Genomic DNA, 23,558 nt, shown 5'->3' with positions numbered 1-23,558 from the left:
GCGACAGAACGAGCGACTGTTCGCGCCGCCCCGCGAGGCCCACCGTCGAGGGCACGGGACAACTGCGAGGGGGGCGATTACGCGTTCATAAGCCGCTCCACGAGATCCACGGTCCGGTTGGCGTAGCCCCACTCGTTGTCGTACCAGCCGACCACTTTGACCTGCGAGCCAGCCACCTTCGACCACGGCGCATCGTAGATGCAGGAGTGCGGGTCGTGGATGATGTCGCGGGAGACGATCGGGTCGTCGCTGTAGGCGAGAATGCCCTCCAGTTCGCCGTTGGCGGCCTCGTGGAAGGCCTCATCAACGTCCTCGACCGTCACGTCCTGCTCCACGACCGCCGTCAGGTCCGTTACCGATCCGTCCGGCGTCGGGACCCGCATGGCCATCCCGTCGAGCGTGCCGTCGAGGTGGGGCATGACCTCGCCGACGGCCTTCGCGCCGCCGGTGGTGGTGGGAATGATGGACTCCGCGGCGGTCCGGGCGCGGCGGAGGTCGCCGTGAGGACCGTCCACGATGTTTTGGGACGCGGTGTAGGCGTGTACGGTCGTCATGAGGCCGCTCTCCACGCCGAAGGCATCGTCCAGCACCTTCACCAATGGAGCGAGGCAGTTGGTGGTGCAGCTGGCATTGGAGACCACGTCCTCGTCCCCGGTGATGATGTCATCGTTGACCCCCAATACCACCATGGCATCCACCTCGCTCTTGGCGGGAGCACTGATCACAACCTTGTCTGCGCCGGCTTCCAAGTGCTGGGCCGCCTTGTCGTAGGTTCGGAAAATTCCCGTGGACTCGATGACCACATCGGTGTCGTGGTCGCCCCACGGAAGGCTCGTGGGATCCTTTTCCCTGAACACGGGAAACGTCTGGTCGTCGACCACAAGCGTGTTGTCCTCCAGGCGCACCTCGCCGGGAAATTGGCCGTGCACCGAGTCGTACTTGAGCAGGGTGGCCAGCGTCTCGGCGTCCGTCAGGTCGTTGATGCCCACGATTTCTATCTCGTCCTGCTCGCGTTCCAGAAGGGCGCGGAAGCACAGCCGTCCAATGCGGCCAAATCCATTGATTCCAAGCTTAATTGACATAAGGAGCTAGACATCATCTCAGTTCAACAGTCAGGCGAAGGCGCGCCGGAATGGGGGCGCGCAGCCACAAAAGAGCAAATTGTTTGCGGACGTCTCCACGAAAGAAAGCGGCAAGAAAGCAAACGTGTTCGGTGTGTCGGTCCGTTAAGGTATAAAAGAGCCGGAAGCCTCTTCGGTAAAGATCACATGCAAAACCGGACCGATCCCGGGTCGGCCTGGTCCTGGTGGAAACGAACGAACGACGGGACGTTAAACGGAATTCGGTACCCAAAACGGATCACTCCGTGTGGAGTCTTGCCCCGGAGATCCCTCCTTCGTGTTCGTTTGACTTCGGTCCCCCGCTGTACATGGCTGCCCTCAAAACGCCCGAAAAGACATCGCGCCGACAAGAGCTCCGGCAAAACATCCTTGTCGATCTCTACGCGCGGACTCTTTTATTCTATGATGAGTACAAACGGTTCGCGCAGGGACTCGGGGTGGCGCTCCTGGTATTGATCTTGGCCATCCCGGGGTACATCTACTATTATCAGCAGCAGGCCGAGGCGGCCAATCAGCAGCTCGGTCAGATTCTTCCGGTGTACGAGCAGGGCAACTACCAGCAGGCCCTCGACGGGACGGGGGACCGGGCAGGGCTCCTCACGATTGCGGACGACTACGGCGGCACCAGCGCGGGGAATCTTGCCACCTTCTACGCCGCCAACGCCCTGTACCAGCGTGAGGAGTACGACCGGGCCCTAGCCCATTATCAGCGGTTTGAAAAGGATCAAGACTTTATCGGGGCCAGTGCGTACGCGGCGCAGGCAGCCATTCAGGAAACCCAGGGTGCCTTCGAACGGGCGGCCAGTCTCTACGAACAGGCCGCTTCGCAGTACCAGAATGAGTTGACGGCCCCCCGGTACCTGCTCCGTGCGGGCCAGGCCTACGAAGAGGCCGGTCAGTACGAAGCGGCCGTGGGGATGTACGAGAAGATTCAGGATGAGTATCCGGACGCCGACCAGGTCCGCACCGCCGAACAGTACTTGTCCCGCGCCAAGGTGCGCCGGGGCAGCACATCCTCGTCGTAGGTCTCTTGGGGGGCGGCACGAAGGGACTGGCGGTCGGGGCAGACGCATTCCTGCGACCGTCCCAGCCCCTGTGGTCACCTGCGCGTTCTGTAGACGAGTGTATTTCCCGGCATGCCTACGATTCTGGTCGTTGACGACGAGGCGAGCATCCGGCGGACGCTCCGCGAGATTTTAGAGTATGAGGACTTTGGGGTTGAAGAAGCGGTCGATGGAGAAGAGGCACTGGTGGCCCTCGGGGAGGACGCCTACGACCTGGTGATCCTCGACGTGAAGATGCCGAAGATGGACGGCATGGAGGTTCTCGAAACGATCGCCGAGGAGGGCTACGAGGTGCCAGTTCTTATGATTAGCGGCCACGGCACCATCGAAACGGCCGTGGAGTCGACCAAGCTAGGGGCCTTCGACTTCATCGAGAAGCCCCCGGACCTGAACCGGCTGCTGGTGACTGTCCGCAACGCCCTGGACCACGGGCAGTTGGAGGTCGAGAACCGTCGGATGCGGCAGGCGATCACCGAGCAGAGCACCGGGGACCTGCCTCCAATCATCGGCGAGAGCGCCGAGATTCAGGAGATCAAAGACACAATCCAGCGCGTGGCCCCCACGGAGGCGCGGGTGCTGGTGTCTGGGGAAAATGGGACCGGCAAAGAGCTTGTGGCCAAATGGATGCATCACAAGTCGGGGCGGGCCGGCGAGCCGATGGTGGAAGTGAACTGCGCGGCCATTCCAAGCGAGCTGATTGAAAGCGAGCTCTTCGGGCACGAGAAGGGGGCCTTCACCGGAGCCACGGAGCAGCGGATTGGCAAGTTTGAGCAGGCCCACGAGGGGACATTGTTTCTGGACGAGGTTGGAGACATGAGTCTCTCGGCTCAGGCGAAGGTGCTTCGCGTCCTAGAGGAAAACGAAATTGAACGGGTGGGGGGGGAGCACACCATTCCGGTGGACGTCCGCGTGGTCGCGGCGACCAACAAGGACCTGATGGAGGAGATCGAAGCGGGACAGTTTCGAGAGGACCTGTATCACCGCATTGGCGTCATTCTCATTGACGTGCCTCCGCTCCGAAACCGTCGGGAGGACATCCCGCTGCTAACGCGACACATCGCCGAGCGGGTGGCCCAGCGAAACGGCCTTCCCCCGAAGGACTTTTCGGAGGAGGCGATTCAGCGCCTCCAGCGCTACGACTGGCGCGGGAACGTCCGGGAGCTGCACAACGTCGTCGAGCGCCTCCTCATTCTCGCTGAGAACCCCGTCATCGAAGGGGATGACATCGACCGGTTCGTCCGGGCGGGGGCGGATGAAGGGCCAACCCAGGACCTCATTGAGGCCTACGACGACTTCAGTGACGCCCGAGATCAATTTGAGAAGCACTTTATCCAGCACAAGCTCCACGAGCACGACTGGAACGTAAGCCAGACGGCTGAGACGATTGGGATCCAGCGATCCCACCTCTACAACAAGCTCAACAAGTACGGACTGGAGCGGGGAGACTAGCAGGATCTCTCCCCGGATCCTTCACTGCATCCGTGGGCGGATGGGCGGTGTCTGATCCGGACGGCTCGCACGCACCCTCCATTGTCGTCGTTTATGTCTTCCTCCACCGTGGACACGCCGCTGCTTCAGGTCGACGCGCTCCTCAAGCAATACGATACTGGAGGGGGAGAGCCCCTTACCGTCCTCCAGGGCCTCGATCTGGCCGTGCCCGAGGGCGAAATTCTTGCCATCGTGGGGGAAAGTGGGACTGGGAAGTCCACGCTCCTTCATCTGCTGGGGGCGCTGGACCGCCCTACCGACGGAACGGTCCGGTTCGCAGGAAAGGACGTCTTCGCCAAGAACGACGAGGAGCTCGCAGCCTTCCGCAACCGATCGGTTGGGTTTGTCTTTCAGTTCCACCACCTGCTTCCGGAGTTTACGGCGCTCGAAAACGTGGCCATGCCGTCTCTCATCCACCATCAGGCCATGGCGGATGCCACCCCTCGGGCCCGCGACCTGCTGGGCCTCCTGGGCCTGTCCGACCGTGCCGACCACCGGCCCCGCACGCTTTCGGGAGGGGAGAAGCAGCGGGTTGCCATCGCACGGGCCCTCATGAACGAGCCCGCACTGGTGCTCATGGACGAGCCGACCGGCAATCTGGACGCCCGCACGGCCGAGCCCCTGCATCGCGAGATCGAACGACTCAGTCAAGAAATGGACCATACCTTCGTGTTGGCCTCACACGACCCGTCCCTCGCCGAGGTGGCCGGTCGCATTCTCCGGCTCGAACACGGCACGCTGCATCCTCTGGGTACGACCGACGAGATGGCCCCGGACCCCGGCCCCTCGGACACGGGGCGCCCAGACGCTTAGTCGTGGGATGAAACAAAAATGATCCTTTAGCGGCCCGTGTCGAACTCCGGATCGGAGGGTGCGTTGGCCGACACTGCACAGTTGGGGCAGTGCTCACTCTCGTGCAGGGCCTGGGCCGCGGGGCCGAACAGGCATTGTTCAACACGGGCCCGTCCGTGTGGGAGGAATGATCGTCCTCTTGTCTCTGAGCAGGGGCCGAATCGCCTGTTCGTCTCCGGATGTTATCTTTCCGCTACCAGGTGCTGTATCCTCATGAACTCGATTGACTCCCTCCCGCTGTTTCCACTGAGCCTCGTCCTGTATCCGGGCGAGCAGCTCTCCCTCCATATCTTCGAGGATCGGTACAGGGCCCTCACTGCATATTGCTTGGAGCATGAGGTGCCCTTGGGCATTGTCCGAACCGATGGAGAGTCGTGGGCCGAGGTGGGCACAACGGCCCGCATCGAGCAGGTCGTAAAGCAGTACGACGACGGGCGGTCGGACATTGTAGTACACGGAGAAGAGCGATTCCAGGTTGAGTCCGTCCACGACGACCAGGCGAGCTACTACACCGCCGACGTGACACTGGTCGAGGATGAGGAAACGACCGTTGACCTGGACCTGAAAGAGCGGGTCATCACACAGCACATGAAGCTGTTGGAATTGGCCGGTCGCACCGTCCGTCCGGATCTGTACGAAGACGTGGACCGCCTGTCGTTTGTCCTGGCGCAAAACGGGGCCCTCGATGGCGATCAGAAGCAGGAGGTGCTTGAGGGCCGCACCGAGGCTGAGCGAATCCGCTACCTCATTCAGCACTTCGAGTCGGTCATCCCTCGGATCGAGGAGCAGGAAGGGGTCCGGCGCCGGATTCGTTCAAATGGGCATTTCAAGGACTTCCCGCCCGAAGAGGTGTAGTGGCCGTGGACATTGGGGCACGTGTTCGAGAGATTGAGGGGGCACATCCCTCGCTTCCGCATCTCTCGTCACAGATCCCCGGGTCCCCACAATGCCTCAGATTGGCCCCTACAGCCTCCACACCGTCGAGACCGGTCGATTCAGACTGGACGGCGGCGCCATGTTTGGAATCGTGCCAAAGCCGCTCTGGTCGCAGCGCATTCCGCCGGACGACCAGAACCGCATTCCGCTGAACATGCGTTGTCTCTTGCTGATTGGGGGCGACCGTGTCATATTGATCGACACGGGCATCGGCGACACGTTCGAGGGCACGAAGTTTCAGGATCTCTTCGCAGTAGATCACAGCGCGGCCACCCTGGAGCGCTCGCTCGCGGCCCACGAAGTGGCCCCCGAAGACGTCACGGACGTCGTCCTGACGCACCTGCACTTCGATCACGCGGGCGGCAGTACCCGGCGGGTGGACGGCACGCCCGTGGTCCGCTTTCCCAACGCCACCTACCACGTCCAACAACGACACTGGCAGTGGGCTGCCGACCCGAACCCGAAGGAGGCGCAGTCCTTCCGCCCCGACACATTTGCCCCCCTCATGGAGGCAGGGCACCTCAACCTTGTGGATGGAGAAACCACCCTGTTTCCGCACGTGAAGGTGTCCCTCGCGCACGGCCACACCGAGGCGCAGCAAACCGTAACGGTACGGGACAGCGAAACGACCCTCGTCTACGTAGCAGACCTGGTGCCGACCACGCACCACTTGTCGCCCGCCTGGACGATGGCCTACGACGTCCGCCCACTTCGGACGATGGATGAGAAAGGTGAGTTTTTGGAGCAGGCCGTGGATTCGGAATGGAAATTGTTCTTCGAACATGATCCGGAAGTTGCGGTTGCCGACGTGAAACGCGCCGATCGGGGCATTCAGGTCGTCAATGAACGCTCCCTCGACGCCCTGTAGAAGCCCGCAGAGGCCGAGGAGGACCCCGCCTCACCATCCCTCCTTCATTTTGCCAGCAGCGACCCGGAACGATGAGTGACTTCGAAGAGCCCGAAACAACGGACGAGCTCCACGAGGCCCTGTCCACCGTCTACCACGATCTCAACAATCCCCTCTCCATTATTTCGGGAAATGCGCAGTTTTTACTCGAATTGAGTCGGGAAGAGGAGCTTGACGACCAGTTTGCCTCCTCGGCCCAAGACATTCAGGAAGCCAGCGAGCGCATGGCGGAATCTCTCCAGCGGTTGACCCGTCTCAAAGAAATTCTCGAAGACCAGGGAGAGGCATGAAAAGAACAGGGCGAGGAGTCCCCGAAGAGGACGTTTTGCCAAGAGAGAACCGCTGTGTCTCTTGTCTTCGGGAGTACACTACACGACAAAAATTTTGAGCGGAGGCCATCCTAAGCGAAGCCGAAGGATCTCTTTGGCGTCAGCGGAGACAAGACCTGGGACGAGGGGCCTTTTTCTGCAGATTCTGCGCTCTTCAAGGAGATTCTTCAGTCGCAGGCTTCTCTAGAATGACCCCTCTTGTTGTGATTGACACAGGGAACGGGCCCTTTGATTTTTTGTCGTGTAGCAAGCTCTGAGATATTCTTTGGGATATGTCCAGAACAGCCACTATACTGACGTTTAACAATGGCGCTGTTCTAGCGCTTTCGGTAACTCCGCCGGTTCTCTTTGCAGATTCCCCACGGCCTGTTGGTCCGAAACTGCTACAGACTACGCCACACGAGTCGAACTGAACGGACGATGCCTCAAGGTGAACGGTCCCGGCGAGTCAGCCTGGACCGGTGCGGTGAGCCGAAACGGAGGTGTGTGTCCGTTCCGTTCAGTACGGATGTGTGTACACGGTTGCATCCCTATCGTCTTCGGCGTTGACGTTTGTTCTGTACGCGACCAATCCTCTTGTCCCATGGTTGATCCGGTTCTTTCGCGCGTGTCCCAATGGTTTCCCGCTGTTCTTGGACTGCTGCTCGTGGGGGGGCTGGCAATGCCGGCCCACGGACAGGTTGCCCAGTCGTCGGCCCTTTTCCTTCGGATTGAGCCCGACAGCCGGGCGGCCGGGATGGGCAACGCGGGGGTGGCCACCGTAGACAACGCCAACACGGTCTTCTGGAACCCCTCGGGCCTCGCGTTTCAGAAAGACACACAGGTTGGTATTACCCATGCGAACTGGCTGCCGGAATTCAATGCCAACCTCTTCTACGAGTATCTCGTCGGGTCGTACCACGTCGACGGGGTGGGTACCTTTGGGGGGAACGTCCAGTACCTAAACCTCGGGGAAACGGAGATCCGTGATCCTTCGGGGAATGAGTTGGGTGTGACGAATTCGTACCAGCTGGCCATCTCCACGTCCTATGGCGTGAAGGTCTCTGAGCGCCTGGGGGTGGGAACGTCCCTTCGATACATTCACTCGAAGCTCACCTCCGGCGAGCGGGAAGGAACTGGAGATGGCAACGCCTCCACGTTCGCCACCGACATTTCGGCCCTGTATCGGTCGGCGCCCTTCACGCTGGGCGGGGCGGACGCCACCTTCTCGGCGGGCCTCAACATCGCCAATCTCGGGGGGACGTTGGAGTTCAACGAGAACAGTCGGGACAAAGACCCGATTCCTGCCAATCTCCGGTTCGGGCCGGCCCTCACCATTGACTTCGATGAGTTTAATTCATTGACCCTCGCCACAGACTTCAATAAGTCGTTGGTAAGCGTCGATCGTGAGACGATCATCGAGGACGGAGACACGACACAAGTCCGAGTGGGGAATACCGGGTTTGAGGCCCTCTTCGACTCATGGGGGTCAGCCCGCGGACAGGTCGGGCCTGATAATGAATCGACCAGCCTCTCGCTGGCCCAGCAGGTCACTGTGGGGACCGGGCTGGAGTACTGGTACAGCGACCTGTTTGCGCTCCGCACCGGGTACTACTACGAGCACCCGGACAACGGTGACCGCCAGTTTCTTACGTTCGGGGCCGGGCTTCGGTACAACATCGTCGGGGTCGACATTTCATACCTCTACACCGCGGAGGACGACAGTCCCCTGGCCAACACTCTTCGCTTTTCGCTCCTGTTCAACTTCCAGTAGAGAAGACCATCGAGGCGGCGCGGGGAAGATTGGGCAGCACCGGCCATCCCGGTACCCCCCTGACGGCCTTGGGGAAGGGATGCAAAAGTGAACTGTGGGCCCAGGGGCCAGGGGGTTGGATCAGTGCTGATCGTGCAATACATTGCCCTGTGGGCGTGGGGCCCATGTCGTTCTGCCACGCGAGGCACGAGGAAATCCGCGCATGACGTCGACGACCGACGGGTCTGAGGAGTCCGAACTCCGCCGCCGCATCCTGGATACGGCGCGTCACCTGCTCGTGCAGGAGGGATACGACGCGCTGTCGATGCGCACGATTGCCGATTCCATCGGCTACAGTGCCACGAGCATCTATCTCCACTTCGACGGCAAGGATGTACTGCTCCACGCCCTCATCCACGAAGGCATGATGGAGCTTCGAGATCGTCTTCGGGACGTGGCGGGACAACACCCCGAGGCGCCGGTCCGACGGCTCCGGGGCCTCTGTGAGTGCTTCGTTGAGTTTGGGCTCGAAAATCCGGAGTACTACGAGATCATGTTCCAACTCCGTCCGGAGCGAATGGAACGCTATCCGCCCGAGAAGTACCGAGCGGCCCGAGAAAACCTGGACTTCTTTGCCCGGGCCCTCGACGGAGGCGTCGAGCAGGGCACCTTCGAGATAGACGACAGCCGGGTGTCCGCGAGTGCCGCGTGGGCCTCGCTGCACGGCACGGTGTCGCTGTTGCTCGCCGACCGGGTGGATGCGCGCATCGATCCGGACACGTTCATCGACACCGCCATTCGCCAGGTCATCCACGGGGTTCGCGTCCCCGCCTCGTCCACGCCCTGATGTGCTTCTGGAAGCCCTTCGGCGTGGCATCCGGTTTACTCTCACCGATGTCTGCTCCCACTCCATGTCCGGTCCCATTCACGCGGCCCCTCCGGATGCCGGTCCCTGTGTGCGGGGGCGAACCATCCCCGATCTGCTGTACGAGGCCACCGACGCGTACGAAAATCCCCAGGCCCTCAATCAACCGACGGAGGAGGGATGGGTCCCCATGTCGCTCGACCGATTTCGGCAGCGGGCGGAAGAGACGGCCCTCGGCCTGCGCGCGCTCGGCCTGACCCGGGGGACGAAGGTGGCCCTTCTCTTGGAAAGCGACGTGCACTACTGCGTCGTCGACATGGGATGCCTCATCGGGGGGCTCATCGACGTGCCCCTGTACCTGTCGAGCGCGCCGGAGCAAATGCAGTACGTGGTCGACCACGCCGGGGCGGAGGTGCTCGTCGTGTCCAACCCGAAGCGCCTGGACCAGGCTGCGGCCTGGCTCCCGAACCTGCCCCGCATCGAAACGGTCATTGTCTGTGATCCGGGCCCCGAGGCCGACCGTCCGGACCTGCCAGACCGGGTGACGGTGAAGACGCTGGGGGCTGTCCAGGAGCTGGGGCGGAGCGAGGTTGAAGATCCGTCGGCGGTCATCGCCGGCCTCCGGGCGGAACTCGATCCCCACGACCTCGCGACCATCATCTACACGAGCGGTACCACGGGGCAGCCCAAGGGCGTGATGCTGTCCCACGAGAACATCTCGTCGAACGCCATCACGTCGATCGCGGAGATCGACGACTTCGAGACCGGACCGGAGGGGGAGGTCGCACTCTCATTTCTTCCCCTCACGCATGTGTTCGCCCGCATGCTGCAGTACGCCTACATGATGCGGGGCATCAGCATCTACTTTGTCCATCCCGATGATCTCGTGGACGCCCTGCCGAAGGTGCGGCCCACGGTCTTCGCGTCGGTCCCGCGTGTTCTCGAAAAGGTGTACGCGGGCATAAAGAAAAAGATCATGGGCATGCAGGGGCTTCAAAAACGCATTGGGGAGTGGGGGCTCCAGGTGGCACAGGCCTACGATACAACCCAGTCGATGTCGCCCCTCTACGCCCTCAAGCACGCGGCGGCGGACCGGCTCGTGTTTCGCAAGTGGCGGGCTGCCTTCGGGGGACGCGTCAAATACATTGTCGTGGGGGGAGCTGCCCTCCAGTCGGACCTGGCAAACCTCCTGGCGGCGGCGGACGTCACGACGGTGCAGGGCTACGGCCTAACCGAGACGAGCCCGGTGATCTCCTACACCCGCCCGCAGCGCAACAAGCCCGGCACGGTGGGCGAGCCGCTGCCCGGCGTGGAGGTCAAAATTGCGGAGGACGGGGAGATCCTGACACGGGGCCCCCACGTGATGCAGGGCTACTACAAGGCCCCTGACGAGACGGACGCCGTGATGGAAGAAGACGGGTGGCTCCGCACCGGAGACATCGGTGAGTTCGACGCCGACGGCTTTCTCAAAATCACCGATCGCAAAAAGGCCCTGTTCAAGCTTTCGACGGGCAAGTACGTAATGCCTCAGCCCATGGAGAACCGAATGGGCAGCGACCCGCTGGTGGACAACGCCGTCGTCGTGGGCAGCGACCGCAAGTTCTGCGCGGCCCTTCTGTTTCCGGCGCAGGACCAGGTGCGGGCGCTGGCGGACGAACGGGGCTTGGGGGCCGAGCGGGACATTGAAGATCTCCTGACTGAGCCCCACATTGTGGATGCGTACCGGTCGATCACGCAGGGCGCAAACGATGGAATGGAGCCCTGGTCTACCGTGAAGCGGCTGGCCCTCATCCCCGACGAACTGACCGTCGAATCGGACCTGATGACGCCGACGATGAAAATCCGCCGGCCAAAAGTGCGGACGGCCTACGCCGACGAGATTGAGGCCCTGTACGACGACGATGGGCGGACCGGCCAGTGGGCCGATGAGGGAACGGTCCTGGCGGAGGTATGATGCCCTCAAAACATGCCCACCTGCCCACGAGCCTCCGCCGGGGCCGGAAGCGGTTCCGGCTCTTGATGTTCGTGGTTAACGCCGTTAAGGTTGACAGCTTTGTTCTCATTCACGTCCCGAACTGACGCCATGGACACCACATCCCTCGACACGCGCGCACTCGACCTGGAGGCCCCGCCCACGCATCCCCCGTTCCGCACCGCGGCCGTGCTGGGGGCGGGCACCATGGGCGCGCAGATCGCGGCGCACCTCGCCAACGCTGGGCTGGAGGTGCACCTGCTCGACATTGCGCCGGACGACGGCGATGATCCGAATGCCGTCGTGCGCACGGGCTTCGAACAGGCCTGTGAGGCGAGTCCCGATCCCTTCTTCACCGACGAGCAGGCCGGCCGGATTCACCTCGGAAACTTCGAGGAGGACTTTGAGCGTGTCGGCGAGGTTGACTGGGTCGTGGAGGCGGTCGTGGAGCGGATGGACGTGAAGCGGGACGTGCATGCCCGCATCGAGACGCACGCCGCGGACGAGGCCGTCATCTCTACGAACACCAGTGGGCTGCCCATCCACGAAATAACCGAAGGGCGGTCCGACGACTTCAAGCGCCGCTTCCTGGGCACCCACTTCTACAACCCGCCGCGCTACCTGAAGCTGCTGGAGCTGGTGCCCACCGACGCCACTGACCCGGACGTGACCGAGCGGGTGGCGCAGTTTGGGCGGCTGCGGCTGGGGAAGGGGATCGTCGTGGCCAACGACGTGCCCTACTTCATCGGCAATCGGATCGGCGTCTTTGCCCAGCTCCAGGCGATTCGCCACTTCACCGACGGCGACTACACCATCGAGGAAATCGACACGCTCACGGGCAGGATCTCGGGCCGGTCCAAGTCCGCCACCTTCCGCACCGCCGACCTCGTGGGGCTCGACGTGCTGATGGACGTGGCGACCAACCTGCGCGACCTGGTGGACGACGAGGCCCAGCGCGAAGCCTTTGCGGTGCCCGCCCTCCTGCAGCGTCTCGTGGACGAGGACCGGCTGGGGGAGAAGACGAAGGCCGGATTTTATAAGAAAGAAGATGGAGAGATCAAGTCGGTTGACCCAGAGACCCTCGGGTACAAGAGTGCGGCGGACGAGGAGCTCGGCGACCTGGGGACGATCTGGAATGCGGGCGGCCTGTCGGCGCGCCTCCGGGCCCTGCACGAGGCCGACGGCCGGGCAGGTCGGTTTTTTCGGGAAACGACGCTGGAGCTGCTGGCCTACAGTGCGAATCGCCTCGGGGAGGTCTCCGACAATCCGGCGGATGTGGACCGTGCCATTCGGTGGGGATTCGGGTGGAAGAAGGGACCGTTCGAGATGTGGGACGCCCTCGGGATGGAGACGGTCCTGAACGGCATGGAGGCGCACGACCTCGACGTGCCGGACTGGGTGACGGAGATGCACGAACGGGGCGACACGTTTTACGACACTCGTGACGGCGAGCGGGCAGTCTTTATGCCCCGTGTCGACCAGCACGAGCCCGACCCGCACCCGGGCGACGAGCTGCGCCTGGCTCCCCTCAAACAGGACGCCGCAAACGAGCTCTGGAGCAACGGCGACGCGGCCCTGCTTGATGTGGGCGACGGCGTGGCCCTCTTCGAGTTTCGGTCGAAGGCCAACACCCTGGGGCGGGATGTGATGATGGGGCTCCGCGAGTGCATTGGGCGGGTGGAGCAGGATGCCAACCTGCGTGGGATGGTCGTGGGCAACGAAGGCAAAAACTTCTCCGTTGGGGCGAATCTGGGGGAGATGGCGATGGCTGCCTCGGAGGGGGCGTTCGACGTGATCGACCAGTACATCGACGAATTTCAGCGAACCATCCAGCAGGTGCGCTACGCCTCGTCGCCAGTGGTGGTGGCGCCGCACCAGCGTGTGCTGGGGGGGGGCTGCGAGATGGCGATGGCCTGCCCCCATCCGGTGGCCGCCGCCGAGACCTACATCGGGCTCGTGGAACTGGGGGTGGGGCTCATTCCGGCCGGAACCGGGACCATGCGCCTCGCCGCGAAGGCCGCGCAGAAGGCCCCGAACGACAACCCCAACGCAATCCAGGACCACCTGCGCCCCTACTTCGAAACGGTGGCGATGGCCGAGGTCGCCGAGAGCGCCGCGCAGGGCATCGACATGGGGTTTCTCCCCGACAACACGCGCGTCGTGATGCACGAGGACCGACGCCTCTACGCCGCAAAGCAGGAGGTCCTTCGCCTCAGTGAGCAGGGATACGCCCCGCCGCCCGTGATGAACAAGATCCCGGTGCTGGGGGAGAAGACGTTGTCGACGTTCAAGGTAGCGCTCATGCAGTACCGTGAGGGCAACTACATCAGCGAGTACGACGAGCACCTGGCCACGGAGCTCGGGAAAGTGATGTGCGGCGGGAAGCTGAGCAGCCCGCAGACGGTGCACGAGGACTACCTGATCGAGCTGGAGCGGGAGGTCTTCTTGAGTCTGCTAGGGGAGGAGAAAACGCAGGCCCGCATCCAGCACATGCTGGAGCACAACAAGCCCCTCCGGAATTAAGCGTTGTACGTTGGCACGTTTGACGTTGAGAACCTGTTTTGCGAGCGAATGGGAAGGCGGAGACACGGGGGGCGAAGGGCAATGAATCGCCCAAATGAACCTTGTAGCGGGGCTACCAGGGGATATGCCGAAGGGTCATTGCACGAGATCCATGACGTCAAAGGCCGCAGGCGTGTCGCCAAACAGGTTCTGAACACTCTTCTTTCGGCCATCTCCTCCGCCTTCCCAACGTGCCAGTGTCCGACTGCCCAACATTCAACCTTCCAACGTTCAACCCTTCAATGCGATGAATGCAAAACACGACGCCTACATCGTCAGCAGCGTCCGTACGCCCGTCGGCAAGGCAGAGACGGGCACGCTCGCGAACTATCGCCCGGAGGACCTCGGCGCCGACGCCGTGACCGGGGCCCTGGATCGCGTGGACGGGCTGACGCCCGAAATGGTGGACGATGTGCTCATGGGCTGCGCATTTCCCGAAGGGCCGCAGGGGATGAACGTCGGGCGCCTCATCGCCCAGAAGGCCGGGCTGCCGGACCATGTGCCCGGTGCCACGGTCAACCGCTTTTGCTCCTCGGGCCTGCAGACGATCGCCCAGGCCTCGCAGCGGATTGCCACGGGCACGGCCGACGTGATCGTAGCGGGGGGGGCGGAGTCGATGAGCCAGGTGCCGATGAGTGGCTTCTTCTTTCAGCCGGACCCGGGGCTGACGGAGGAGAACATTGGCCCCTACGTCTCGATGGGCATCACCGCCGAAAACGTGGCCGACGAGTACGAGGTGTCCCGCGAAGAACAGGACCGCTTCGCGCTGCGCTCCCACGAGCGAGCGGTGGAGGCCCTTGACGAAGGGCGGTTTGGGGACGAACGGGTGCCCCTGACGCTGGAGGAGACGCACTATCAGTCGGCGAACGGGGACACGGGCGAGGCCACGACGCAGACCAAAACGTTTGAGGTCGACGAGGGACCGCGCCGCGACACGAACCTGGAGGTGCTCTCGCAACTGCCCGCGGCGTTCAAGAAGGGGGGCAGCGTGACGCCCGGCAACTCGTCGCAGCGCTCGGACGGCGGGGCCGCGACGGTGGTCATGAGCGGCGACCGGGTGGACGAGCTGGGGGTCGATCCGCTGGGGGCGCTCCGCGGCTTCGCCGTGGTGGGGGTCGACCCGGAGCTGATGGGCATCGGGCCGGCGGAGGCCATCCCACAGGTGTTGGAGCAAACGGGGCTCTCGCTCGACGACATCGGTCTCGTGGAGCTAAACGAGGCGTTCGCGTCGCAGTCGCTCGCTGTCATTCGGGAGGTGGGGCTCGACGAAGAGATTGTCAACGTGAATGGCGGCGCCATTGCGCTGGGCCATCCGCTCGGCTGTACGGGGGCGAAGCTCACTGCTACGCTGCTCCACGAAATGATCCGTCGCGGGGTGCGGTACGGCCTCTGTACGATGTGCGTGGGGGGCGGAATGGGCGCCGCGGGGGTGATCGAGAACCTGCGTGCTTAGTGGGCTGCGTCCTCGGCTCCGCATTCCTGGCCCAGTTTTGGGAAACGGTTCAACCATCGCATTTTTGAGCCCGCAGCGTGGGCGGTAGTCTGTGGGGGCGTCGGCGTGCGTGCCCGGCGCTGAATCCAGCAGATCTTGCTCCCAACCACAGGCCTCCTCATGAGTGCAGGCATTGAAGGAAACGTGGTCGTCATCACTGGTGCCAGCAGCGGGCTGGGCGCGGCCGCCGCGCGTCACCTTGCTGAGAACGGCGCCGAGGTCGTTCTCGGGGCCCGGCGCACCCAGCGCCTCGAAGCGATCGCCGATGAGATCACCGAAGACGGCGGAAGGGCACTTGCCGTCCCGACCGACGTGACCGAACGCCGACAGGTTCAGAACCTGGTCGATGCCGCCGTTGACGAGTGTGGCCGCATCGACGTGATGCTCAACAACGCGGGAGTCATGCCCCTTTCTCCCCTCGACCGGCTCAACGTCCAGGAGTGGGACCAGATGATCGACGTGAACGTCAAGGGCGTCCTGTACGGCATCGCCGCGGCCCTTCCTCACATGAAGGAGCAGAAGTCCGGCCACATCATCAACGTCGCCTCCGACGCGGGCCACGACGTACAGCCCGGAAGTGCCGTGTATTCGGCCACGAAGCACGCGGTGCGGGCCCTTTCCGAAGGCCTCCGGCAGGAGACAACGCCCTACGGCCTCCGCACGACGGTCATCTCTCCCGGCGCCGTCGAGTCGGAACTGCCGGACACAATCTCCGAGGACGATGTCGCCGAGAAGACCGACGCGCTCTACGACGAGCACGCCGTGTCGGCCGATTCGTTTGCGCGGGCCGTCGCGTTTGCGATCGAGCAGCCGGAAGCAGTGGACGTGAACGAGATTCTCTATCGGCCGACCAGCCAGAATCTGTGACACTGCGACGTCGAGCGTCCGGACCGGGCCGACGGCCCCGTGGACGTGGAGCTCCCTGGATTCATGCAATGTGTCGAACTTGTAAAAGATAACACCGTTAACTATTGTGTAAGCATGAATTAACAGTGTTAACCTACGCCCCTGGCGGCGTTTGGCCGGGGGAGAGGCCAGGTCAGCACATACGCGACTGTTCACCAATCAGGAGAGCTCGCCATGAATCTTCCGTTGTTTGAGTTCTTCGTTGGCATGCCAGCGGCCGGGGTCGTCGGCGGACTCCTCCTCGTACTTGCCGTGCTCGGCTACACGGGGGCGCCGCTCTGGGCGTGGGCCCTGGTCGGGGGAGCCGGGCTCTACGGGGCCGGAGCGCCACTTTGGGTCTGGGTCCCGTATGGCGTCCTCGTCGCCGTTTTCAACGTCGGCCCGATTCGGCGGCAAGTGTCCGCCGGCGTCATGAGGCTGATGGAAGCGCTTCAATTTCTGCCCACCATCTCGGAGACCGAGCAGACGGCCATCGACGCCGGGACCGTGTGGATGGAGGGGGAGCTGTTCTCCGGTAACCCCGACTTCGAGAAGACCCTTGATCAGCTCTACCCGGAGCTCACCGACGAGGAGCAGGCGTTTCTGGACGGGCCGTGCGAAGAGGTCTGCGCGATGGTCGACGACTGGCAGGTCCACCAGCGCGGCGATCTGTCGACCGAGACGTGGGACTTCCTAAAAGAGAAGGGGTTCTTTGGCCTCATCATCCCGGAGAAGCATGGCGGAAAGGGCTTCTCCGTCGCCGCCCGGAGTGCGGTGGTGCAGAAGCTGGGCGGCCATTCGGTGCCCCTCGCCATCACGGTGATGGTGCCCAACTCCCTCGGCCCGGGCGAGCTGCTCCTCCACTACGGCACCGATGAGCAGCAGGACCACTACCTGCCGCAACTGGCGAGCGGCGAGATTCTGCCGGCCTTCGCGCTGACCGAACCGAACGCGGGCTCGGACGCCGGGGCGATGAAGTCGACCGGGGAGGTGTTCGAGGACGACGACGGCGAACTGAAGCTACGCCTCAACTGGGAGAAGCGGTACATCTCGCTGGCCGCCATTTCCGGGGTGCTTGGCCTTGCGTTCAAGCTGCACGATCCCGAGAATCATCTGGGCAAGGGCGAAGACCTGGGCATCACCTGTGCGCTCGTCCCCACGGACACGCCGGGCGTGAAGCTGGGCCGCCGCCACGATCCCCTCGGCGTGGCGTTCTTCAACTGTCCGACGGAGGGAACCGACGTGGTGCTGCCCCTCGACGCCATCATTGGGGGGAAAGAGGGGGCAGGACGCGGCTGGGCCATGCTGATGGATGCGCTCTCGGCCGGCCGGGGCATCATGTTGCCGGCACAGGCCGTGGGTGGGGGCAAGTTCGTCGTCCGCGCCGCCGGCGCGCACGCCGCCGTGCGCGAGCAGTTCGGCCTCTCCATTGGGAAGTTTGAGGGGATCGAAGAGCCCCTGGCGCGCATCGCCGGGTACACCTACATCATGGACGCCGCGCGGAGCTACACGAACGGCGCGGTGGACCGAGGGGAGAAGCCGGGCGTGGTGTCGGCCATCATGAAGTACAATACGACCGAGCTGCAGCGGGATTTGGTGAACGACGGGATGGACGTGCTGGCGGGCAACGGCATCTCCCGCGGCCCCAACAACCTCATGGGGCTGGCCTACCAGGCGTTGCCGATCAGCATTACGGTGGAGGGGGCGAACATCCTCACGCGGACGATGATGATCTTCGGACAGGGCGCAATCCGGTGCCATCCGTACGCCCTCAAAGAAATCGAGGCCCTGATGGAGGGAGACACGAAAAAGTTCGACGATGCCTTTTGGAGCCACATCGGACACGTGGTCCGCAACGGCTTTCGGGCGCTCGGCCTGAGTCTCACCCGCGGCCGCCTGGCGAGCAGCCCGGTGGGGGGACCCGCCGCCCCGTACTACCGCAAGATGGCGTGGGCCTCGGCCAGCTTCGCGTTCTTTGCCGACCTGGCGATGGGCAGCCTTGGGGGCATGCTCAAGCGGAAGGAGAAGATTACGGGCCGCTTCGCCGACATTCTCTCCTGGATGTACCTGGGTACGGCGGTGCTCACGCGGTTCGAGAAGGAGGGGCGCCCGGAGGAACAGGAGCCGTTCCTGCACTGGAGCCTCCAGTACGCCTTCGCGCAGATGCAGGAGGCGTTCGAGGGCCTGTTCGAGAACCTGACGGTGCCGGGCCTCACGTGGCTTCTGCGGGGCGTGGTGGCACCGTGGTCGCGCCTCAACACGATCGGCGAGATGCCGGGGGACGACCTGGGCGGGACGCTCGCCCGGGCCATTCAGCAGAAGGAGGGAGCCCGCACATGGCTCACGGAGGACCTCTACGTGCCCGACGATGCCGACCAGCCGCTGGGAGAACTGGAGCACGCATTTCGCCTGAGCCGGGACGCGTACCACGTGGGCCAGAAGATCAAAGAAGCGGTCCGCGCCGGGCAGTTGCCGAAGCAGCGCCCTCCCCAACTGCTCGAAGAGGCGGTGAAAGCCGACGTGATCACCGAGCAGGAGCGTGATCTCGTCCACCGCGCCGACGAGGCGCGGGAACGCTACATTCAGGTAGATGACTTTGGCCTGGAGGAATATCGCCAGCGGCGGATGCTTCCCGGACAGCCCGCCGACCGCGGCGCCCTCGATTCCGCAATTGTGGAGGGCCTGGAGCGGGACGTGACGGACGTGGAGGTCACGCCGGACGATGGGGAAGAACGGCCTCCTGTTTCTCCACAGGGGGATGGCGCGCCCGACCGATCGGGGTCGCACGAACCGGCGTAGGCCCACGGGCATACAGAATACGCACGCTGGCCCTCTATGATTGCGTCCCGCCCGTCATGTCCGACTCGTTCGCGCCCGATCTCCTCGCCGACCACCACATTGTCGTCACCGGCGGTGGAACCGGGCTGGGGCGCGCCATGGCCCGCCGATTCGCCGACCTGGGGGCGGTCGTGACGATCAATGGACGTCGCCCCGACCCGCTGGCCGAGACGGTGAAGGCCATTGAGAAGGACGGCGGCACCGCAGAGGGCATTCCGTGCAACGTCCGGGACCACGAGGCCGTGCAGGCCTTCCTCGAAGAGGCCGAAGACCGGCAGGGCCCCGTGACGCGGCTCGTCAACAACGCTGCGGCCAACTTCCTGGCGCCGACGGAAAAGATTTCCCCGAATGGATTCGACGCCATCGTGAAGACGAACCTGTACGGGTCGTTCTACTGCACGCAGGCCTGCGGGCGGCGGTGGCTGGAGCGGGACACGGAGGGCGTCGTGCTCTCCATTGCCACCACGTACGCGGAGACGGGCAGTGCGTACGTCGTGCCCAGTGCCATGTCGAAGGCCGGGATCGTCGCCATGACGCGCTCGCTGGCCGCGGAGTGGGGGAGGGCGGGAGTCCGCCTCAACGCCGTCGCTCCCGGTCCCTTTCCGACCGACGGCGCGTGGGACCGGCTTGTGCCCGACGATGACCTGGAGCAAAAAATGCGGGAGCGCATCCCGGTGCGTCGCTTCGGGGAGCCCGACGAGCTGGCCACCCTGGCCAGTTTCTTGCTCAGCGACCTGTCCGCCTTCATGAACGGGGAGGTCGTCACGTTCGACGGCGGAGAGGCCTTGGCCGCGGGCGGGCAGTTCAATGCCTTTACCCGTATGCCCCGCCGCCAGGTAAACGCCCTGATGGAACAAATGCGCCCCGAGTAAGGGGGAACGCAGGGACTCGGCTGCGTCCGGCGCGAACGACGACGGAGCTGACCCGGAATGATTCTTGGGCGACTGACGACTACGTGCATGAATTCTACGCACAACGTTGTCTTTCGCTTCACATTCAGGCGTCCAGCCCCAGTCCCATGGATCCTCTCAGCCTCAACCTGTTTACCCGTGCCGTCGAGGATGTCGAGCGGACGCAGTACCAAGTGCTCGCGGGCCTGCAGAAGGCCCAGTCCGCGTTCGGGGAGCAGCGCGTCTATCCCCACCTCGGCCGACTCGTGAAGCTGTACGGTGCACTCACGACGATCCTGGACCGGACGGAAAACTTCCGCACGCCGGACACCGGCCGCATCGCGGGCGTGGATTGGGAGGAGAAGGCCCTGACCTACGAGTGGCCGGACCTCGACGGTTGTGAGATGGCTGAGGTGGAGGACCTGATCCGGTGGGCGTTGCCCCACATCCGGGACGTTATCGAAGAGGGACAGACCGTCTACGAGCAGGTCGAAGACAGCCTGGAGCTCGAAACGGTGGGCATCGTGCCGTCCTACGTACAAGAGGGGTATCTCATGGTGCCGCACCGGGACGACGAAGAGCTGAATGTCCTCCGCTACACGCTGTCGCTCATCGAGGGCGACGGAGAGACCCACCGCGCTCTGAAGACGGTCCACTGCAAAACCGTTCCGGAAGTGGACGTCGACGCGAACCCGTCGACGATCAAGCTCCAGCTCATCGAAGAGCGCCGCGACCTGCCCAATCCCGCCACGTACTTTTCCAAGATTGCCCGTACCGTTCCGTACCAGGAGACGCTTTTGCCGGTTGTGAAGCGGCGGCTGGTGCGCCAGTTGGCCGCCGAGACAGGAGGAGCCGACGCGCGGCGTCAGTGAGGCTGTCCGGCCTGCTCGTTCGCCCCGAGCAGGCGGTCGGCCGCCTGCAGGCCGGAGGCGAGGGCATCGCCCACCGACACGCCCGCCCGGTAGTTGCCGGCGAAGGCAAGCCGGGGATGTGTTGCTTCCAGGGCGTTAAGCGTGTTCTTCACCGCCCCGTACCCGATCTCGTACTGTGGAATGGCGTGGGGCCAGTGCACGAGACGCCGGAAGACAGGGGACGCGTCCACGCCGAGCAAAGAATCCAGGTCGCGCGCGACCAGGCCCTGAAGGGACGCTGCATCGGACGTGGCGTGCTGCGGGGCCCGCGCCCCACCGACGAAGGTCGTGAGGAGCACGTGTCCCTCCGGGGCGCGGCCGGGAAAGAGCGTCGAAGAAAAGATGGACCCGAGGACGTCGAACGAGTCCTCCACAGGGGGCACGAGCATCCCAAACCCATCGAGCGGATGGTCGATTGCGTCCCGCTCGTAGCCGAGGGCCAGCACGCTTAGGGGGGGGTACGTGACGTCCCCGAGAGGAGAGAGGTCCACGGAGGTCTCCAGCCTCATGTCGGAGAGCCGATGAAGCGGAACGGTGCAAACGAGGGCGTCGAAGGAGCGGGTGTGCGTGGCGGCGTCGGTGGGGGCAACGGTCACCCGCCACGCAGTCCCGTCGTGGGCGAGGGCATGGACGGGGGCATTCAAGGCGATGCAGTCCCCAAGCGCATCGGCCAGCGCGTTGGGAAAGGCTTGGAGGCCGCCACGGAAGGAGAAGAGCCCCGAGGGGGTGTCGGGCGTCTCCTCATCGTTGCTCGTGAGGGCCCGCCGAATTGCACCGAGGAGGAGGGACCCGTACTCGTCTTCGAGCGCCGCTAAGCGTTCGAAGGCATGCCGGACGGAGAGGGTGTCGGGCGTGCCCGCGAACACGCCCCCCACGAACGGGGCCACGGCATACTTGAGGACCTCCGGGCCCAGGCGCCGCTCCGTGAACCGGGCCACGCTTTCCTCCTCGACTGCGGCGCGGCCGATGAACGGCTCCGCCAAGAGCCGCAACTTCGCGCGGGTGGAGAACAAGTCGGTCGTGAGGAAGGCGCCAACCGACCGAGGCAAGGGGGTGGGCTGATCGTTGCGCACCACGTATCGGGTGTCGGCCACGTCGTTGGCCCAGACGCGATCCTCGTGGAGGTCGAGGGCGTCGATCAATGTCTCCAGGGCGGCATCGCCGGCCCGGATCGAGTTCGGGCCGTGTTCGATCAGGAAACCCTCCGCCGACTCCGACTGAATCACGCCGCCCGTCTGCCCGGAGGCCTCAAGTACTTGAACCGAGAGGCCCTGTTGTTGCAGGCGGTATGCGGCCGCCAGGCCGCTGATTCCGGCCCCGATAATTCCAATGTCGGGCATTGAGAATACTACTGCTACTTCGAAAACAACCGAGAGGGTTTGTACGAAGAACGTTTCTTGCCGTTCGGGGAGGGGGACGCCACTGATTCGTGAGTGAGGTTAAGCCTCGGTGGGAGCAGTCGATCCCTACGGACGACCCTCGCGACAATCGTTGCATTATACCAGTTGCGAGGGATCACCATGCACCGGATGGCTCTGGGACGTCTCGGAAGGCCCGTCGCGAGGCGCGCCTCGCGACGTTCTCTTCCCGTATCATCCACACGAATGTGCACAATGACCGTCGGCATTTGGTATTACAGCTCTCTGCTTCGTGCTGGGTTCGCTTTTCGACTCCGATTCCTCCCCTCAAAACGACGTCGATGAGACATCCCCTCAAGAGGCAGACATGGGCACGTCCGCCCTGGTTGAGGCCGTTCATCGGTCCCAAGCGGTCATTGAATTTAAGCCCGACGGGACCATCAGACCAACCTCCTTGCGCTGAACGCGGCCAGTCGGGGACAACGGGACAAGGGTTTGCCGTGGTGGCCGAAGAGATTCGTGAACTGGCGGGCCAGGCCGACGAGGCGACCCGGGACATCACGCAGGCCATTTCGAAACTGCGAGACGCGAGCGACGATGCGCGCCAGCTCGTTCATCAGTTCCGGTTAGCGACGACAGGACGCTCGGGGGGCGACACGGAGGAACGAGTGCCCGCAACGGCCCAGCAGTCTTCCAGGGGCGACGGCGTCCCCCTCCGTTGACCAACGCAATGAGACAGTTCGACGAGAGCGGCCCGCGACATGTCGTTCCAGTGATGAGGGCAGACCCGCGCGTCTGTCTGGCGTGAACTGAGGAAACTCCGGCGCTAAAAACACAGTATCATCCACTTACCACATCGCATCCTTACTCAAAATCCCTACGAGACTGGCTTATGGCGACGGAAAAAATGAATGAAGACTGGCGTCGGATCCGCGACCAAATCAAAGACATCTGGGACGAAACGGACTTTGACAACAAGCAAATGAAGCGAGCCCGGGGCAACTTCACAAAGATCGTGGGGCTGATCCACGACAAAACCGAAGAGCCCGTCGACGAAATCCGTCGCAAAATGAGCGCCATCCTGTAGACTGTTCGGTGCTGGTGTTGAGTGACGCCTCGGACGAGCGGGCATTCTCATCCAGCAAACCCGCTGCGTACTGTTCACAAAGGCCTGCCCTCGGCGTGAGGGCGGGCTTTTTGTGTTCGCCTTGCGTTTGAGAGAATGAGAATCTGTTTGGTGGACGTTCTGTGGCTCCCTCGGCCAGTACCCGATCGCACCCTGAAAGCACTCGGCCACTTCGCTTCCAGCGCTGCGACCTTGGGAATCGCGCGCAGGATGGCCTTTGCACGTCCCTG

Annotated in this window: 19 protein-coding genes; 17 read left to right on the top strand and 2 right to left on the bottom strand. The window is 63.6% G+C overall.

The window, feature by feature from the left end; translation table 11 throughout:
- Positions 1–77 precede the first annotated feature (77 nt).
- Positions 78–1,082, bottom strand: a complete 1,005-nt coding sequence (gene gap, locus B7R93_RS14090) for a type I glyceraldehyde-3-phosphate dehydrogenase (protein ID WP_103021366.1) — start codon at positions 1,080–1,082, stop codon at positions 78–80.
- Between the two features lie 347 nt (positions 1,083–1,429).
- Here gap and B7R93_RS14085 point away from each other — a divergent pair, with 347 nt between their 5' ends.
- From B7R93_RS14085 to B7R93_RS14015, 15 genes are all read left to right on the top strand, one after another.
- Positions 1,430–2,146 carry a tetratricopeptide repeat protein gene (locus B7R93_RS14085; RefSeq protein WP_157942313.1) on the top strand — a complete coding sequence of 239 codons (717 nt, stop codon included), beginning with the start codon at positions 1,430–1,432 and terminating at the stop codon, positions 2,144–2,146.
- Positions 2,147–2,257: 111 nt separating this feature from the next.
- The gene (locus B7R93_RS14080) at positions 2,258–3,634 is read left to right on the top strand and encodes a sigma-54-dependent transcriptional regulator (protein ID WP_103021365.1); all 1,377 of its coding nucleotides are present in this window, start codon (positions 2,258–2,260) and stop codon (positions 3,632–3,634) included.
- Between the two features lie 93 nt (positions 3,635–3,727).
- Complete coding sequence (locus B7R93_RS14075) at positions 3,728–4,486, top strand: ABC transporter ATP-binding protein (protein WP_103021364.1); 759 nt, start codon at positions 3,728–3,730, stop codon at positions 4,484–4,486.
- Positions 4,487–4,738: 252 nt separating this feature from the next.
- Positions 4,739–5,380, top strand: coding sequence for an LON peptidase substrate-binding domain-containing protein (locus tag B7R93_RS14070; RefSeq protein ID WP_103021363.1), 642 nt, complete (start codon positions 4,739–4,741; stop codon positions 5,378–5,380).
- A gap of 91 nt (positions 5,381–5,471) precedes the next feature.
- The gene (locus B7R93_RS14065) at positions 5,472–6,329 is read left to right on the top strand and encodes an MBL fold metallo-hydrolase (RefSeq protein WP_103021362.1); all 858 of its coding nucleotides are present in this window, start codon (positions 5,472–5,474) and stop codon (positions 6,327–6,329) included.
- 71 nt (positions 6,330–6,400) lie between these two features.
- A complete protein-coding gene (locus tag B7R93_RS14060) occupies positions 6,401–6,658 on the top strand; it encodes a histidine kinase dimerization/phospho-acceptor domain-containing protein (RefSeq protein WP_103021361.1) in 258 nt (85 codons plus the stop codon).
- A gap of 622 nt (positions 6,659–7,280) precedes the next feature.
- The gene (gene porV, locus B7R93_RS14055; protein ID WP_157942312.1) at positions 7,281–8,450 is read left to right on the top strand and encodes a type IX secretion system outer membrane channel protein PorV; all 1,170 of its coding nucleotides are present in this window, start codon (positions 7,281–7,283) and stop codon (positions 8,448–8,450) included.
- Between the two features lie 202 nt (positions 8,451–8,652).
- The gene (locus B7R93_RS14050; RefSeq protein WP_103021360.1) at positions 8,653–9,276 is read left to right on the top strand and encodes a TetR/AcrR family transcriptional regulator; all 624 of its coding nucleotides are present in this window, start codon (positions 8,653–8,655) and stop codon (positions 9,274–9,276) included.
- Positions 9,277–9,340: 64 nt separating this feature from the next.
- Positions 9,341–11,248, top strand: coding sequence for an AMP-dependent synthetase/ligase (locus B7R93_RS14045; protein WP_103021359.1), 1,908 nt, complete (start codon positions 9,341–9,343; stop codon positions 11,246–11,248).
- Positions 11,249–11,377: 129 nt separating this feature from the next.
- On the top strand, positions 11,378–13,789 hold the full coding sequence (locus tag B7R93_RS14040) for a 3-hydroxyacyl-CoA dehydrogenase/enoyl-CoA hydratase family protein (RefSeq protein WP_103021358.1): 2,412 nt from the start codon (positions 11,378–11,380) through the stop codon (positions 13,787–13,789).
- A 286-nt stretch (positions 13,790–14,075) separates the two neighbouring features.
- A complete protein-coding gene (locus tag B7R93_RS14035) occupies positions 14,076–15,281 on the top strand; it encodes a thiolase family protein (protein WP_103021357.1) in 1,206 nt (401 codons plus the stop codon).
- 159 nt (positions 15,282–15,440) lie between these two features.
- Positions 15,441–16,187 carry an SDR family oxidoreductase gene (locus B7R93_RS14030; protein WP_103021356.1) on the top strand — a complete coding sequence of 249 codons (747 nt, stop codon included), beginning with the start codon at positions 15,441–15,443 and terminating at the stop codon, positions 16,185–16,187.
- Between the two features lie 213 nt (positions 16,188–16,400).
- The gene (locus tag B7R93_RS14025; RefSeq protein ID WP_198598683.1) at positions 16,401–19,004 is read left to right on the top strand and encodes an acyl-CoA dehydrogenase; all 2,604 of its coding nucleotides are present in this window, start codon (positions 16,401–16,403) and stop codon (positions 19,002–19,004) included.
- Positions 19,005–19,060: 56 nt separating this feature from the next.
- Entirely contained in the window at positions 19,061–19,915 is an 855-nt protein-coding gene (locus B7R93_RS14020) for an SDR family oxidoreductase (protein WP_103021355.1), read from the top strand.
- Between the two features lie 146 nt (positions 19,916–20,061).
- Positions 20,062–20,805, top strand: a complete 744-nt coding sequence (locus B7R93_RS14015) for a hypothetical protein (protein ID WP_232798474.1) — start codon at positions 20,062–20,064, stop codon at positions 20,803–20,805.
- On the opposite strand, the gene hemG is transcribed toward B7R93_RS14015, so the two are convergent.
- Complete coding sequence (gene hemG, locus B7R93_RS14010; RefSeq protein WP_103021353.1) at positions 20,799–22,184, bottom strand: protoporphyrinogen oxidase; 1,386 nt, start codon at positions 22,182–22,184, stop codon at positions 20,799–20,801. The genes B7R93_RS14015 and hemG overlap by 7 nt on opposite strands.
- Before the next feature lie 518 nt (positions 22,185–22,702).
- Between hemG and B7R93_RS16250 the strand changes: the two genes are divergently transcribed.
- Positions 22,703–22,924 carry a hypothetical protein gene (locus B7R93_RS16250; protein WP_272482666.1) on the top strand — a complete coding sequence of 74 codons (222 nt, stop codon included), beginning with the start codon at positions 22,703–22,705 and terminating at the stop codon, positions 22,922–22,924.
- A 170-nt stretch (positions 22,925–23,094) separates the two neighbouring features.
- Positions 23,095–23,289: a general stress protein CsbD gene (locus tag B7R93_RS14000; protein ID WP_103021352.1), complete on the top strand. Its 195-nt coding sequence runs from the start codon at positions 23,095–23,097 to the stop codon at positions 23,287–23,289.
- Positions 23,290–23,558 lie beyond the last annotated feature (269 nt).

It is taken from the genome of Salinibacter altiplanensis (assembly GCF_002894645.1).
GTDB lineage: Bacteria > Bacteroidota > Rhodothermia > Rhodothermales > Salinibacteraceae > Salinibacter > Salinibacter altiplanensis.
This window is presented reverse-complemented; position numbering and strand designations above follow the sequence as displayed.